This window comes from Bacteroidota bacterium (assembly GCA_013696965.1).
Taxonomy (GTDB): Bacteria; Bacteroidota; Bacteroidia; order JACCXN01; family JACCXN01; genus JACCXN01.
Map to the genome: position 1 here is coordinate 112,176 of JACCXN010000057.1, position 18,267 is coordinate 130,442.

The 18,267-nt window shown below is 36.6% G+C and carries 4 protein-coding genes; all 4 read right to left on the reverse strand.

Going from position 1 to position 18,267, the window contains the following annotated elements; translation table 11 throughout:
- Positions 1-356: 356 nt before the first annotated feature.
- Genes H0V01_09110 through H0V01_09125 form a run of 4 tightly spaced genes read right to left on the reverse strand, consistent with a single transcriptional unit; the run spans position 357 to position 17,865 of the window.
- Positions 357-4,325 carry a gliding motility-associated C-terminal domain-containing protein gene (locus tag H0V01_09110; protein MBA2583527.1) on the reverse strand — a complete coding sequence of 1,323 codons (3,969 nt, stop codon included), beginning with the start codon at positions 4,323-4,325 and terminating at the stop codon, positions 357-359.
- A gap of 2 nt (positions 4,326-4,327) precedes the next feature.
- The gene (locus H0V01_09115; GenBank protein ID MBA2583528.1) at positions 4,328-6,640 is read right to left on the reverse strand and encodes an SBBP repeat-containing protein; all 2,313 of its coding nucleotides are present in this window, start codon (positions 6,638-6,640) and stop codon (positions 4,328-4,330) included.
- Positions 6,640-10,131, reverse strand: a complete 3,492-nt coding sequence (locus H0V01_09120) for a gliding motility-associated C-terminal domain-containing protein (protein ID MBA2583529.1) — start codon at positions 10,129-10,131, stop codon at positions 6,640-6,642. Before H0V01_09120 ends, H0V01_09115 begins: the two co-directional genes overlap by 1 nt.
- 45 nt (positions 10,132-10,176) lie before the next feature.
- Positions 10,177-17,865, reverse strand: coding sequence for a T9SS type A sorting domain-containing protein (locus tag H0V01_09125; protein MBA2583530.1), 7,689 nt, complete (start codon positions 17,863-17,865; stop codon positions 10,177-10,179).
- Positions 17,866-18,267 lie beyond the last annotated feature (402 nt).

The following is an 18,267-nucleotide window of genomic DNA, read 5'->3' on the forward strand; positions in this document are numbered from 1 at the left end:
TTGTCATTCTGAAAGAAACGAAGCGATTTGAAGAATCTCTATCTGAGTGAACCATTTGCTGCTGCAGGTGCTATTTGCAAGAGATTATCCCTTTGGTCGGAATGACAGTGGTTGTTTTTTTAGGAGAAGAAAAAGAAAGGGGGTTTTGCTGCCCTTCTTTTCCTTCTTGTCCATTCATTGTTGTCATTCTGAAAGAAGAGAAGCGATTTGAAGAATCTCTATCTGAGTGAACCATTTGCTGCTGCATGTGCTATTTGCAAGAGATTATCCCTTTGGTCGGAATGACAGGTTGTGTTTTTAGGAGTGGGAATAGAAGGTCAGGCAAAGCACTATACCCCTTAAAGTTCGCCAATTCTTTATCTAATCAAGGTAACATGCCCTTTATAGGTTAGAATTTCGCCTGTATTCGTTTTTAATGTTATTTTATAAACATATACACCTGATATAGCCTGTTTGCCGTGTTTGCCTATGCCATCCCATCCTTTGTGTAAATCTGTTGATGTAAATATCATTTCACCCCAACGGTTAAAAATATTCATTTCGAATTTATCTTCTTCGATACCAATTCCCTGAGCAATGAAAATATCATTTGCTCCATCTCCATCAGGTGTAAAAGCATTCGGAATATATACACCCATTGCCTGAATAATTGTAATATAATCAGTAACGCTATCCGTGCAGCCGAAATCATTGGTTATAATTAGAGTAACAGGAAATTCACCAATTTCACTGTATATGTTTGAAGGATTCTGCAAACCTGTTTGTATATTTCCATCACCAAAATTCCAGGCCCAGTTTGTGGAACCGAAAGAATTATCTGTAAAAACAATTAAAGGATTATCAGAATTTGCAACATATTTATTTGCAATAAAACTAGCCTTAGGCTTCGGATGTATAGTTATAAACCCTGGCATTGTTAACTGTGCGCTACATCCAAGATCATTCGTTACTAAAAGACTAATATCATAGGAACCTGAATTTTCATAACAAAAAGTGAAATTTTGTTGGTTTTGTATTTGTCCTGTTCCTATATTCCATGTCCAACTGTTAATAGCAGAATTACCAGATGTTGAATTATCAATAAATTTGATACAAGCTACAGGGCATACTCCATTTATATCTGTAGAGAAACCCACAGTTGGTAAAGGTTTTACATTTACAACTGCTTGTGCTAAATCTGACTGATTTGTACATCCATCATTAAGCTCAACTTGATAAATCAGGGTATCGGATGGTGAAACGGATATAGATTGAGAAGTGAAATTGCCTGGAGTCCATAAAAAGGTGTAACCAGTAATGTTGCCACCACTTGGATTAGCTGTTAATGTTGTGCTTTCACCCAAACATATTGAACTGGTTGAAGGAGTGATGGTAACATTTAAAGGATTTGCCACAGACACAATAAAGTTATGAATTGCTGATGTGCAATTTCTGCTATCGCGAATAATAACTGAATATGAAGTAGTAACAACAGGCGATACAGTATATGAGCTACCTGTTACAAAACCATTGTTATTCCAGTTAAATTCATAGCCGGGGGTTCCTCCAGCAGTATTTACACTTAATACAGTAGATTGTCCTTGACAAATGGTAGGATTTGATGAAGGAGTGAAGCTAACCTGATCAGGCTGGGTAATTACATAATTGATTAAAGCTGAACAACCATTGGCATCTGTAATAATAACGGAATGGTTCCCTGCACCAATTCCAGTTAAAACATTATTAGACTGTGGGGCTGCACCATTCCAGGAATATAAATAGGGTAGAGTTCCTCCATTTACATTATTAACAGTGGCTTCTCCAGTATTTCCACCATTACAACTAACATTAATTTGGGCTGCTGAAGCAGATAATAAAGCAGGTTGATCAACAACAACTGTTGCACTATCAGAACAATTTAAAAAATCGCTTACAATTACTGTATAAGAACCAGCACTTATGGAGTCTTCCTGAGCCTGTGTATATTGTCCAGAATTCCAACTGTAAGTATAGGGAGGCAAACTGCCAGATGCAATTACCTCAATTGTACCATTATTAGAATTAAAACAAGTAGAATGGGATGATGTGGCTAAAATAACCAATGGAGAAGCAACATTAACTATTATGCTGTCTCTTCCTGCACAACCGTTTATAAAACCAGTAACTATAAATTCTGATGTATCCAAAGGTGAAACTGTGATTGATTGTGTTGTTTCACCTCCGGGAAACCAAAGGTATGTATCCGCGCCACTAGCTGTTAGTATCGCAGAAGCTCCGTTACAAATGGAAACATCAGGTCCTGCACTAATGCCTGGAATAGTGTTGACCTTAACAGTTCCAATAGCTGAGCTGGTACAGTTATTTACAGTTTGTGAAACAGTATATTCTGTTGTATTGTCAGGAGAAACGGTAATGAAATCGGTTGTGAAATTACCAGGTGTCCATAAAAAGGTTCCTCCTATTAAGGATGAATTGGCATATAAGGTTGCAGAATCTCCTAAACATATTGTATCATTGTTAACAGTTAATACAGGAGTAGGCTTAACTAAAACCAATGCGCTTGCCATTTCACTTATACATCCTGAAAAGGAATAAAAAAGGCTAAAGGTTGAATCTGCCAAAGGACTTACCAAAAGGGTAGAGGAGCTAGCACCGGTACTCCAGTTATATGTTCCACCAGCAGCGGAAACAACAGGAACCAACAGGACAGATGATCCAGAGCATAGTGATGTATCACTTAAGGAAATCTCAGGTTGTTGAATTACTGTTACAAGAGCAGTATCATTATTTGAACATCCATTTAAAGTATAAACTACAGAATATAGTTCTGAACTGAGTGGGTTAACGGAAATACTAGAACTGATCTGCCCGTTCGGTGACCATTCATAGCTGCCTCCAGCAAGATTAGTAACTGCATTGAGGGTTCCCGAAAAACCTTCACAAATAGTAATGTCATTCACTGAAATAGTGGGAACTGGCTTAACAGTAACAGTAGAAGTGTCAGCTAGGGAAGGGCAACCATCAAAAGTATAAATAAGAAAATAATTTTTTGTAGAATCAGGACTAACAGTAATTGTGGCTGTGGTTTCACCTGTTGACCATGCATAGGTACCGCCTGGATCAGATACGTTTGCCATAATGGTTGCGTTTTCACCCGGGCAAATGAAATAGTCGTTTAAAGTTACAGTAGGGGCATAATTAACAGCTACCGTAGCCGATGCAGGTTGACTTGGGCAATTTTGCAGCGTGTATACAACAGAGTATGTTGTACTTGTTGCTGGTGATACTGAAATGCTCTGGGTTACCGCGCCATTAGACCATAAATAAGTACCCCCTGTTGAACTAGGATTGGCTTGGAGTTGGGCTGTTCCTCCTGCACAAATGGTAGTGTCTTGAAATACTGTAACAGTAGGAGTTTGATAAACAACAATTAAAACAGAATTTGAATTTGCTGTATTACCGCAAAATGTAACTCTGGCCCTAAACCAGGTTGTAGCGTTTAGAGGACCTGTAACAAACGATGAAAGCGTGTCTCCGGTAGAATTTGTCCATGTTGAACCACCATTTATTGAAGTTTGCCACTGAATAGTTGTTCCATTGTTACCTGCTAAATTTATTGTGGCAGAATTTCCGGAACAAATTATGGGCGTAGCTGTGCTTGCGGTGCCTGCAATTGCAGCACCACCAACAGTAACAACAACATCCTTTGCTATTATTGTTCCTGTACATAAATCTGTAACCTCGGCCCTGTAAGTAGTGGTTATAATTGGATTTACTGATTTAACAGGGCCTGATCCAAGCCCACTGTTCCATTGATAAGTAAAATTTCCACATCCTCCAGAGCCACTTGCTGTAAGAATTGAATATTGCCCGGGACAAATATTTGCAGGATTGGCAGTAACATTCAAAAATAAAGGAGGTTGTACCCCAGGGGTTTTAAAGGTGAAAGTCGCCGACCATGGACCCTCAGAGGATGTTCCCTCTGAAATATATTCCCTTACTTGTAATTTATATACTGTTCCCGGACATAAAGATGAAAAGTCTATAACTAAATCCGGATAAGGCATTTGGATTGCATCGGGTTTAAAAATATTACCAGAGGTATGCGTTACAGCACCCGTAAAAGAAATTCCTGCACAAACAAGCTGCACTTGCATGGAATAACCTCCGTTGTCATTACATCCGTTTGTTGCTGCATCTGATTCTCCTGAAATGGTAACTGATGTTGAATCTGAGGGTATGGTGAAAGTCAAATTTACTAGTGGCAATCCATGACAGGCATGTACCTTTTGTACCGAAAAAAGAAGGGCGGCCAAAACAAAAAGTATATGTAATTTTAATTTCATAATCATAAATATTTAATAAAAGAGGCTGAAAATGGTATTTTCTGCTCTTTTGTTTTCAAACGCAATATATACTTTCCCTCCAAAAGGAAGGTAATATTTATACGTGTAATCTCAGAATTGGTTAAACCTGTAACAATAACTTTACCTAAATTATCAATTATTTCATAAGTAACAGGATTTAAGCCTGAATAATTTAAATTAATGTAATCACTGCATGGATTGGGATAAATTTTAATATCAGTGGCACCAGGTTTAGAATAAAAAACAACATTTACAGGGTTCTCGTTGAAATTAACCCATTGCATTGCATTAAATCCTGCAATAAAAGCATCTCCATCCATTATATAAGTAGTTTGGAATGCATTTGAGCTTACTGGTAAATCAGAACTATAGGTATAACCTGTAATGAAAACTTCATTATTATCATTAATAACAATATCCATGGATTTATCATCCTGATTTCCTCCGAAATAAGAGGAATAATAAAAATTTCCAGCAGTATCAAAAACACATATAAATGAGTCAGTACCACCCCCATTATTTATTTGGGTCGCATTGCTTGAAGCGGGAAGGGTTTGGCTATTGGAAAAACCGCAAGCAAATAAATATTTACCAGAATGAAATTTCATTTCAAGAATCCTGTCATTGTTATTTCCATCAAAGTAAGTAGACCAAACCAGGTTACCATTTGAATTGAATTTGGAAATAAAACCTGCTTCGGTCCCCTGCTTAGTAGTTTGGAAAGAATTTCCTGCAATATGAAAATCATTGCTTTGGGTTACTCCTGAGAGGTACACATTTAAATCTTCATCGCTGGTCATACCTGCAGGGTCTTCATAGGAAGAACCTCCAAAATAGGTTGACCATTCTACGGATCCTGCTGTATTAAATTTAGTCAGGTATGCATCAGCAGAACCAGCATTGTAAGTTTGAAATGCTCCAATAGTTACAGGAAAATCATTGCTGTAAGTATCACCGGTGATTAAAATATTGCCAGCCTTATCAAATGTAACAATATGAACATCTTCAGAAGCTGTACCTCCAAAATAGGTTGAATAAAGCAAATTCCCTTCCGAACTGAACTTAGCTACAAATGCATCTCGGGCCCCTGCTAATGAATTTTGTGCACTGTTTGCTGTTAAGGGTAAATTAACACTTGTGGTAAAACCTGCTATTACAATGTTATCAAAGTGGTCAACATCCATTGTTAATGCCGCATCTGCACCAGATCCACCAAAATAAGTAGACCAAATGAATTCACCCATTGGATTCAACTTAAGTATAAAAGAATCATAACTTCCTGCAATTGTATTTTGCCATGCATTGGCACTTATATATAAATCAGTACTGTTGGAGTAGCCTGCTACCAGAATGTTTCCTTGTGAATCAAATTTTGTTTTATATGCAAAATCAATGGATGATCCTCCATAATAAGTAGACCAAAGGATAGTTCCGCTTGAACTGAATTTTGTTATTACTGCATCATAATTAGCTTTTTTTGTTTGCTGAATCACTCCTTGGGTAATTGGAAAATTCGCACTTGCAGAAAATCCTGTTACAACAATATTGTTTTCAAAAGAATCTATTCCATGAAGTTCATCCGAATCACTCCCACCAACAAATGAAGCCCATATAACAGAGCTACTTCTATCATTAGTAGATAGGGAAAAGTTGTAAGTTTGGGGATCAGTTTTTTTCAAAGAAGAGGCATTGAATATTTTATTACTGAAATAAAAATTAATATCACCAGCTGTTGTACTTGAACTTACCTGGTTTCCATTAACAATTAAATCCTTTGAACCCATTAGAATAAATTCCGAAATTCCATTAATTGTAGAATTATTATGGTATTCAATCCTCAATCCATTATCCGTTTGTATTTGTAAAACAAGTTCTGAACCTGTTTCAACATTTTTATAAATTAATGTTTTATAAACTGCTGAATGATATGTTTTACCATTCAAATTAAAGTTTACTGGATAAATTATGTCAGCTGGCACAAGTTCTATTGTATTCCCTGAAAATTCCAGGGGTAAAAGATCAAGCCTTTGAATAGAGTAGGAAGGGGATAATTTATTTTCACTAAATGTTTTACTTTCTATTTTCTCACTATTAGTTGCAACAAAGCTAATAGCATTATCAAGGAAAAATATTTTACCGCCAGGAATAGTTGTATAAAACCTTGTTTTGCTATTGTCTTGCAATTGACCTTTGTTTTCTATAAACCCAGACATCCTTTGACCCCTTACTTCAGCTTGGGCTAAAAGAGAGGTTGATAAAGTAATAATCCAAATAAATGAAAGCAATTTTTTCATTATCTTATTAAAGTAAGCTGTCCTGAATAATTAAAATCTTCTCCTAAATAGTCGGTAAAAGTTATGACGTAAAAATAAACCCCATTTTCCGATTCCTTTCCATTCCATCCTTCCATGCTGTTTTCCCATTCGTAAATTTTCTTTCCCCAGCGGTTAAAAATTTGTCCGTTGAACGTGCTCATTCCCTTCCCTTTTATAGTAAAAACATCATTTTTGCCATCCCCATTTGGAGTAAAAACATTGGGAATAATAAAATCCAAAGGTTCTTCTATTACTATTTCAAGGCTTATTGTATCCGAACATCCATCTATATTTGAAGCAACAAGAATTACAGTATAACTTCCCCTGTTTTCATAAGTCATGGAAGGATGTTCCTGGTTTGATTTTTCACCAGTACCAAAATTCCAAAGCCAATTTGTAGAATTTATTGAAGTATTTGAAAAGAAAATTTCAGCCGGGGTTTTTTCTGTAAAAGCAGAAGGAAAGAATCCCGCTGTAACCGATTCACCTATATTGGGAATATAAACAGTATCGGTTATTTGACAACCTTTTGCATCTAAAACTGTTAAAATATTATTACCTGAATAGAGATTCATAATATCTACTTGATTGTTTACAGTATAAACATAAGGCGCAGTTCCGTTTTCAACTCCGAGAACATTAATGCTGCCATTATTAATTTGACAGCTAGTGTTTTGAACGGAATATAAAGTCTTAATTCGTAGGGGTTGGTTAATAATAACAGTTTCTTTATGATGGCATTTTGAATTATCATCTGTAATTGTTACTATATATAATCCTGCAGTTAAACCATTTATGCTTGATTGTGTATTTCCTTCCGGAGCCCAAATGTATGAATATGTTCCACCTGTTCCCCCTGATACGTTTACTGAAGCACTGCCGTCACTTCCTCCCCAACAGCTTGCTGGAATTGAATTTGGTGTAACATTCAGCGCAGAGCCCTGTACAATTACTAAAACGGTATCAGTTTCAGAGCAGCCCACAGCATTATCAACAATAACAATATATTGTGTTGTGCTATTTGGAGATGCATCCGGACTCGCTATTGTTGCATTATTAAGTGTTGTGGAAGGAGACCAAAGATAATTTACTGCTCCACTGGTATTATAAACAGCAGCATTAAGATTTGCAGAAGAGCCTGGACAGATAATAATATCGTCTCCTGCATTAACCATTGGAGCTTGGTTTAAGGTTATATTAACACCATCAGAGGCAGAGCATCCATTCGCATCAATACCAGTAACAGTATATATACCAGGGTTTGCTGTTTCTCCTGATAATATTGGAAATTGTTCATTTGCATCTGAAAGTCCCTCTGTAGGAGTCCAGGAATAAGCTATACCACCTGTGGCTGAAAGAATAACGGAACTGTTTGTACAAACACTAAGGTCAGTTCCCGCATCCACATTAGGCAAAGGGTTTACGGTAACCGTAACAGTGGTTGTATAGGGACAAGTTGCTGAAACAGCGGTAACTTCATAGGTTGTTGTGCTTGTTGGAGATGCAATAGGATCTCCTATTGTGATATTGCTAAGGCCAGTACTCGGAATCCAGGAATAATTAGGAGCAGAACTTGCCTGGAGTTGAACTGAACTACCCATACAAACAGATCTATCCTCAATAGTAAAAACGGGTGAGGCAAGAACCTGAACATCAACAAATGCCTCTGATGAACAACCCTCGTTATTGTAAACTGTAACATAAAATCTTGTATCAGTTGTAGGGTAAGCCGTGGGATTGGCAATGCCTGAGTTATTCAAAAAAGAATCCGGATCAATCCATTGATAACTTGTTCCGCCAGTTGCATTGAGTTGTACTCCAGAACCATAACAAACCTGCTTATCAGGACCTGCAGAAGCAATTGGATTATTCCCCACTTGTACCGTAACTGAATCAGTTTTTATACACCCGATATTATCTTGCATTGTAACATAATAAGTTGTGGTTGTGGAAGGATTAGCAAGAGGATTTGCAATATTATCCTGATTTAATCCGGATGAAGGTGTCCACAAATAACTTATTCCACCATTTGCGTTAAGTTGGGTAGCATCTCCATCACATACTGGAGGAGCAGTATCTACTGAAAGTACTTTTGGATGAACATTAACATTAAAAGTATGTGTATAAGTACATGTCAGATATTGAACCGTTAGCAAATAACTTATGGTTGTATCTGTAACAATAGTTGGTGATCCTAAAGTGGTATCTACCATGAGATTAGGATAATTCCAAAAATAATTACTATTTGGATACAAAGCATCATCAAGCAAGGTAATGCTCCAATTATCAATTGAACCCTCGTTTCCTGGGCCATCATCAATAACCTCAAGAGTCCATGTTCCATTTACTGCAGAACCAACAATAGAGGCAAATCCACCCATCCCCTGAGGTTTGAAATAACCGTTAAAGGGAGCTGTTCCAATAGTTATATTCCTAATGGCAGTATCACTAAAACAAGTGTTGGTATAATTTACGCCAGTGCCACCATTATTCATGCTTAAATTTAAAATGTCGCCACTTGGAGAATGCAGTTTTATCTGAAGATCGGAAGTTTTTGTATGGGTAAGTTTCATACAAACTCCTACAACAGTATAATTTTTCGAAGTAGTAGCAAACATCCCTGAAACTAAAATTTCAGCAGTGTTTGCCCTTAAATCTTTAATAGGACGTTTCACTGGATCTGTAAAAGTATATTGTGATCCTGGCCCAATTGTTTCTTTTGGTACAGCGGGTTCAAATACAATAGTTTCTCCGGGACAATGTGTAAAAGAACTTATTGAGGTTGATGGAGCTACATAAATTGTAATGGCTTGCGAACCTGTAAATCCTGTGCAAGTATCCCGTCCTGTAACAATGTAATTGGTAGTTACACTAGGGCTCACAGTTTTCACCCTTCCGTTTCCTAAAGAAATAAAAGTTCCAACAGTTGTTTCTTGCTCCCATTTATAAGTAATTGTTCCACAACCTCCAGTTGAAAGCCCGTAAATTGTAGTAGAGTTTCCGCAAAGCAGATTTGTGTCCACACCATGGGCAGTTATTACTGGTGGAGGAGGAGGTGTACCAGGGGTGGTGAAGTAATAAGTTGCCGACCAGGACCCTATCGCTGTTACAGGATTCCCCGTTAGCCTTTCCCTTACTCTCCATTTATAGGTAGTTCCTGGACATAAATCAGAAAAAGGTATTACAACCGGATTATATGGAGCTTCAATGCAATTAACCTTTGTAATAGGTTCAGAAGAATAATTAGCTACTCCCTGAAAACCACTCATAGTACATATAATCTCTACCTGAAGATAATATGCCTGAGGGCCACAAGTGGCACCATCGGAACTTCCACTTATAATAAGTTCGGTTCCCGTATTACTCGAGGTTAAATTTACAATTGGCATGGCATGGGTTGCATTTACTTTTTCTGCCATTTGAAGCACTGAAAATAAAAAGAACATCAAAAAAATAAGATTTCTTTTCATCGTAGATGGATATTTAAATTTAATTCTCATGTTTTCCGAATCCCATTATTTGTTCAATATTATTTTCCTGGTCAACACTTGTTTATCCGTTAATATTTGCAACATATACACTCCTGCAGATAAATCCTCCATCTCTATTTGTTTTGCGTATTCTCCTTTAAAATTATTTTTCACCTCATCCAAAATTATTTTTCCATTCATATCCATCACTTTTATTTCAATTCTCTCTGAATAACTAGCAGTAAATTTAATTGTTACAGATCCTGTTGTTGGATTTGGATAAATTTTCATTGCGTAATTATCCTTTAAATCCAACATTCCTACTGCTTCTGTACCTACTACTGCATATGCTGTATCATTACCACAGTCATTACCAACTATGTGCACTATTGAATAATAATCATCATTAATATAAGTATGTATTGCACTTTGATTCATAATAAAACTACCATCACCAAAATCCCAGAAATAGTAAGTTGCATTCTGGGCAGTGCTCACGCAGGAAATGGTTTTACCAGAAATACTTGAGGTAAACGAAGCTTCAGGAGCAGTTTCCACTGTTACAATTAATGAATCCTGAGAAGAGCAATTAAAGGTATTTGTTCCTGTAACAACATAAGTTATTGTATTAGTTGGGCTCACACTAATGGAACCTCCATTTAATCCTCCTGGCATCCAGGTGTATACATTCGCTCCATTGGCTGTTATTGTTACTGAATCACCCAGGCAAATGGTTTTATTTGAACCTGCATTTACCAGGGGAGGAGGATTTATTTTAACTTTAATGGTATCTGAGTCCGAACAACCATTCACATCGGTTACAGAAAGAATATAGGTTCCGGATAAATCAACTGTAATTGTATTATTTGTTGAACCATTACTCCAATTGTAGGTATTAAAGCTATTTGCAGCATTAATAGTTACTGATCCTCCGCACTGTTCAATGTCCGGTCCTAAAGAAAGCTGGGCAGCTGGATTAATATTTACTGTAACGCTGTCACTAACAACACAACCATAAATGTTTGAAACCTCAACCCAATAAATACCCGAAGTTGAGGCAACAATAGTTTGGGTAAAAGCACCTGTATTCCATAAATACATGTCTCCTGGATTCTGAGCATTTAAAATAACAGGCTCTCCACAAGTAGATATTACCGAACCTATATTTACAGTTGGTGCCGGAGAAAAGTCAACCTCAATATCATCTGAGGCTATGCAACCTTTATTGGAAGTAACTTGTACAGAGTAAATTCCTGAAGATTGTACCAATAAGCTTTGATTGGTTGAATTTGTGTTCCAAAGATAAGTTGAACCCGGATTTCCAGCATTCAAGGTAAGCGTTCCGCAGATAACAGTATCATTACCAAAATCAACAACTGGAATAGGATTGATTTCTATATCAATTGAATCTCTTGTTAAACATCCGTTATTGTTAACATCCACAAAATACAATCCTGAACTTGTTACAAAAATAGAATTTCCTGTTTCCATTGTATTCCATAAAAATGTATTTCCAGGATTGCCAGCCTCAAGAGTTGCAGAGCCACCGCATTGAGAAATATCATTTCCTAGATCTACTGTTGGATATGTATTTACGTTTATAGTTACAGAAGAATTATCCTTGCAACCACTAGGTCCAGTAACAATTACATTATAAGTGGTTGTGGATAATGGGTTAACTGAAATAACTTGTGATGTTTGTCCCGAACTCCATAAATAAGAATTACCTCCTGTTGCTGTAAGAATAGCTGTTTCCCCTTCACAAATAGTTTGATCAACGCCTGCACTTGCAGTTATTGCAGCACCAAATGTAATGTTAACTGTATCAGAAACTGTACAGGTATATACATTTGTTGCGGTAACCCAATAAGTTCCTGATGTTGTAATTGTTTTAGTGCTGTTTGTTGTCCCGTCATTCCATTGTAGATTAGTTCCTGGTTCTTGAGGACCTGGATTCAGTACATAAGATGTTGGCCCGCAAATAGAGGTATCTGCGCCTAAGTTAACCGTTGGTACTGGAAGAATGGTTATTTCAACAGTACTGGTAGTGTCATATGCAGCACATACACCTAAAGCCTGAGCTGATACCACTGCTCTAAAATGAGTGGAGGTATATAGGGGTCCGGTTCCATAAAAAGTAGAGGTGGAGCCTAAGCCAGTAAGATTTGAGAAATTCACTCCTCCATCTGTTGATGCTTGCCATTGAATTGCCCCTGTAGATCCTAATAATTGTAAAATTGTACTGTTTCCACCGCACATCATTGTGTTTCCTGCGCTAATGTTGCCTGCATTACTTTGTGGTTGTTCCCCAATTCTAATGTCATCAATGGCTATATTATCTCCAAATTTACTTACTGCAATAAATGCTACCCTTACCGATGTTGAATTAGAAAGATTAGAGAGACAAACTCCGAATTTTTTCCAACCAGGAGTAGTGTAGTTAGCATTATACCTTGATAATTTCGCAATAGTGTCTGACCAGGTATTCCCCCCATCATAGGATAAGCAAACATAAAGGCTATCACGGTTAAAAGCGTATGCATTGTTTTGGCTCATATAAAATTCAATTCCAGGATTGCTTAGTACTGTCAAGTTTAAACAAGGTGAAAAAAAGGCAGAACTTACTCCAGGGTCAAAATAATTGGAATTGAACAATAAGGTACCATTGGGCGAAAAAGGTGCAAGGGTAGGATTGCTGATTGTTCCTGTTTTAAATTCCCAAGTACCATTCCCTGACATCTGGCTAATTATCCAGTTTGTTGTTGTTGTATTAAAATTAACAGTGGATGGAAAAAGTGAAATGTTGTTACTGCTAATTGTAGAAGGATTCATGCTATTATTAGTAGTGTCATAATCAGCCAAAACAACTGTATTTGCATTAAATGTAAAGTTCCCTTGATTATTAAGCATATCTAAGGAGGTTGTAACCTGAACAACCATTGTATCAAGGGAGTTAATAATTCCAGAGGTCAAAGCAACAGAATATGTTGTATTAACCGGTCCGCTAACAATTACATTTAGGGTTGCATTATTAACAGAAAAATCAATTGGATTAAAACTCATGTTTTTAATTGCAACGCTAACAATTTCATTTGCAGAATAACAATTAAGGGAAATTGGTGTTACAAGCCTAACTGCGCCAATATCTGTTCCTACCGCCTCCAGTAGTTTGATATCATCCAAATGGAGTTCATAGTTTTTTGTATCAAGTGTAGTGCCGTTTGTAGCATAAAAACCTATAATAATATCCTGATTTACATAACCAGATAAATCAATATATTGTTCCTCTAAAAGTGGAGTAAGATTGGATGAGGCATTATAAGTTGCAATTGTAATCCATGATAATCCACAATCTGCCGAAAGTTTAACTTCGAGTTTGTCATCCGTTCCCATTGTTGAGGGTTCAGTTAAAGAATTTGCCTGGGTTACAGCTATCTTAAATTTAAGAAGTGTATTTGGGGTGGCTTTTATTTTCGGCCCTATTAACCATTCATATTTATTGGTAGAAGATAAATTCACCGCAGCGGTAATGTTGGTTGATGATCCAAGTCCTGTTACCTCAACCCATTTTGCATTTATTGCAACAGGAGTTACTGCTCCCTGGGCTTCCTTCCAATTGGGAAATATGGTTGTTAAATTTGAACCGTTATAACCCGTAAAATCTACAAAAAGTGGTAAAGAAGTAGGTGCCGTAAATGTTCTTTGGGCAGAAAACAGCAGGGAATCGTTATTCATGTTTCCATCACCTGTTATATCTGTTTTAGCCTGAATGGCATAAGTGCCGTATATAGATAAATCTGCATTAGTGGTTACTGTTACAAGCAGGAAAGAATCGGGTAAAAGAATGCCTGAAACAATATTTGATGTAAAGGATTGATTTATTGGTCCGTTAATTACTACTTCAACATTCAAAGGATTTAGCGAAAAATCAACAGTATCAATACCATGATTTTTAACTCTTACAACAATTGTTTCATTTGCTGTAAAACATTCTTTGGAACTTGAAGGTGTAGGAATTGAAATGGCTCCCATATCAATTGGAAAATAATCCTTGATGAGAATATTATCAATATGAAAATCGTAATTTTCAACATTAGCAATAGATCCGTCAGTAGCATAAAACCCCAACATTATCAATTTACCATTAAAACTACCTAAATTAAAGTTAAATGCTTGCAAAGAAGTTGTAAGATTCGAAGCTGCGTTAAATGTATGTATTGTAAACCATGTTACTCCGCAATCATCAGAAACTCTCAGTTCAACTTTGTCATCGGATCCCATTGCAGAAGGTGTGCTGAGTGTTGTGTAGGCTGTTATGCCAGCATTAAAGCTTATAGTTGTTACTGTAGTGGCAGGGAACAATTTACTTACAATCCATTCATTCTTATTTGTAGAATGCAGCCGAACCTTTGCAGTTTGATTCGATACTCCACCAACTCCTGTTTGAGAAGACCATAATGAATTTGTAATAACCGGTGTTGTTGCGCCTACACCTTCTTCCCATGCTGGCCAAAGTGCGTTTATGTTATTTCCGGTAAAACCGGTAAAATTTACTTCAAGTGGCAGAAAGTTAGTGTTTTCAACATTTACACTGATTTTTAAAGTGTCATTGAGTGAAACCATATCTCCAGATAATACAGTGTAACCCGTAAATTCATAAATTCCTCCAAAAGAAATTATGTAGTTAGCTGCAACAGTGGTGTCAATTGTACTTCCTGAACTAAATATCCCGGTATTTAGATTTATTGCAGGAAATGTTGCAGGGTTAGGTCCTGTAACAGATGAGTTAAGAATCAGATTATTTGTACTTAAGTCAATATCGAACCCATAATTGCTGATCCTGAAAGTAACATTGCTGGTCATTCCCGGGCATGTTCCTGGTGCTATTAATGCGGATACGCCAACATCTTTTGAAATTGGCGTTCCATCAAATTCATCAGCTCCGATATCTGTATTTATTCCTCCTCCATTTACCGATCCCATTGGACCTGGCCTGTCATCTCCGTCTTTATCAGTATTTATTGCCGCAATTACAGCTCCTCTTGATTCAAGATTGGAAGCTGTAGTATAAAAAGATGAATTTATGCTTAAATCACCTAATGATGGATTTACAAACAGTGAGGAAGCCGGCACATTGACAGGGGGTTCAAAATAAGAAGAATTATCACCAGAAGATATTGATTTCCATTGGGAAAGTGATGTGTTTCCGGTTCCCCATTCACCCATTGCATTCACATTGTTAGAAAAATAAAAGTTGTTGTTAGAGGTGCTCGAGTTCCAGGAAGCTGAAGGAGTACTCGCATTATTTCCTATGGCATAATTGGTTGAGGTACCCCCTGTTCGAACATTATAAAACAGATTGTTCCTTAAAGTAATAGCAGAGGTATTGGATCTTAAAAAACAATATGTTTTAACAGATCCTGAACTAATGCCACCTCCAATAAAAACAGAATTATAATAGTATTTTGAGCTTGAAAAAGCTGAATTATCCCATATTCCACGAATAACCACCAAATTTGTTCCTGTAGTATTGGATAGCGATATCATATTATTAGCAACTGTCCAATTACCTCCGTTTACATGAATTCCTGTAAGCGCACAAGAAGCTGAAGAAGATGTATTTCTTAATCCATATATATTATTCAGAGAAATATTTCCCCCTGAAGTGTTTGTTGAAACACATATTGCATTGGAGTATGTCCCCGCGCTGGCATGTGTAGGCCTCAAATTAAAAATTGTATTGCCAGAAATCAGTTGATTAACTGTTGAGGAGGATGAATAAATCCCCAAAACGGCTGATGTTATAGAGTTTGTGGTTGATGAGTTTGAATACAAATCATGAATGCTATTGTTTGTTATTGAAATGGATCCTGATCCTGAATTTATTATACCTCTTGTGGAATTGCCAACACCAGATGCAGAATTAACAAGATTAGCAATGCTGTTGTTGTTAATGTTAATGGTTGATGAAGAGGATGATAAAATACCTGTAATTAGTCCTGTTCCTGAGCTGGTAATTGAATTTGCAGCAATTTGATCTCCAATAATATTGGTTAATAAATTTACTCCTCCACCTGTAATATTAATACCTGCAAAAGAAACAGCTCCTGTTGATGTTAAAGAAATATTTTGAATTACATTACCTGAAACGGTAGAACCAGTGTTTGCTGTGGATACAACAATTCCTGTAAATTGAAAATTACCTGAATTTACCCATGGTAAACCAGATGCCCCTAGATTACTTCCACCTATAAAATTCCCGCTTATTACATTGCCTGATGAATTTGCACCAGGAATAAAGTTAATTGCTGTTTGAGCCGCACTAGGGGCAGTTGAAAGGGTGTTGTAAAAACTGTTTCCGCTAATTTCCCAGTTATTTCCATTTCCTGTGGAAGTAATATTTATTCCAATGGAATTAAAGTTGAAAATAGAATTGTTTTTCAGAATGTTCCCACTATTTGCTGAAGCTACTGTTCCTAGGGAATATATTGCAGTACTTATTAAAGCATTTACATCACTTCTGTCCCTAATGTTGCAACTTTCAATTGTATTGTTGCTGTTTCCTGTTGTTGTATTGCTTGTACCAAAAAGTATGTTTCCTGATCCGGAAGTGGATGTATTGGTGTTTTGGCTTTCTATGTTTAAATAAGATAAAGTGTTGTTTGTGGCACCATTGATAAAGCGAAAAACAGGACCAAACGTGGTAACAGATCTGGTATTCCTAATTGTCCATTCTTTAACTCCGCTACCACCTGGTCTGCCATCAAAAAACAAATTACTAACACCGTTAAATGTAATTAAGGAGGCGTTTGTTCCTGGATCACCAGAAGTAACACGGTTTGTAACTCCTGTTGCTGGTCGAATGGTTGCAGTATAATTTCCCCCGTCAGTTGTCAACGAATTAAAAACAATTGGAAAATTTTCACCACTTGTTCCATCATAATCTGATTGTAATTCAAAAATCACATTTCCAGTTAAGGTGGAACTGTTAAGAACATTCGCTATCTGGGTTAATTTTTGATAATCTAATGAGCTGCTACCAACATAATATAATCCGCCTGCGAGTAGGGGTGGGGGAGCGCAAACCAGCGAAATGTTATCAATAGCAGCTGCAGGATTATTTCCAGTGGTATTATCGTTTTGCCAGGTGAAAATTAACCTGCCCGTAGAAGATGTGGTACTATTACCGGCTACATTACCAGGAATATTAATAGTAACGTTTTGATAGGATCCTTGTATATTGTAAATACCCAATAGAACTGCTCCGGGAATGGAGGTATTAGGTGAAATTGGTGATCCTGCACTTGGAGTAACAGATGTAGGTGCAAGCGATACAAGCATTGCATGGCCTGTTTTTCCCAATCCTCTCCAATCAAAACTAAGTGTTATGTTTGATTCTCCCGCAGGGAAAATTACATCGTAATATATGTGAGTTGTAGAATAAGTATAGCTATAGTTGTTACTCGCACCTCCATCACTGGATATATAAGCTGTGCGTGCTCCTCCGGAGGAGGGTTGAGTGGCCGTTCCTAAAACCCATTGATTTGCTTGAGTTCCATTTACTATTGTCCAACTATTTGATGAAAATGTTGTTCCTGTTTCAAAACCTCCGTTTGCCACAGGATCTATTAAAATACTCTGACTGCTTACAAATTTCGAAATACAGATTAGAAATAACAGAACTACCGTATTTTTGTTGGACTTTTGTAAAGAAGAAAAAGTAAAAATTAGCATGATTTCGTTTAGTTTGAAATTAATCATCTGGCAAAGTTCCGCCTTAAAAAATTAATATATGTTACACTGTTTTTTAATTAGTTACATCTTTCACACATTACTTTTTTTTAATTAAAATGGTACAAGGTCCTCCTTAATAAAAGAGATGAAAGAAAGGGAAATAGTTAGAGAATAATATTTTATTCCTCGGTTAAACATTGATTTTCTATTTAAATTAAATAAATATTCCGTTAAATAAAGAAAATTATTGTAAATATATCTAAAAATTACCTAAAATAATTAAAATAACCCAATTAAAAGGGTAGTTTTTAGGCAGAGATAAAGAATTGGTCGATATTCGTAATTTTATTATTCATGAATTAAGGAAAAAAACGGATAAAAATTTAAAAATAACAGGTTGAT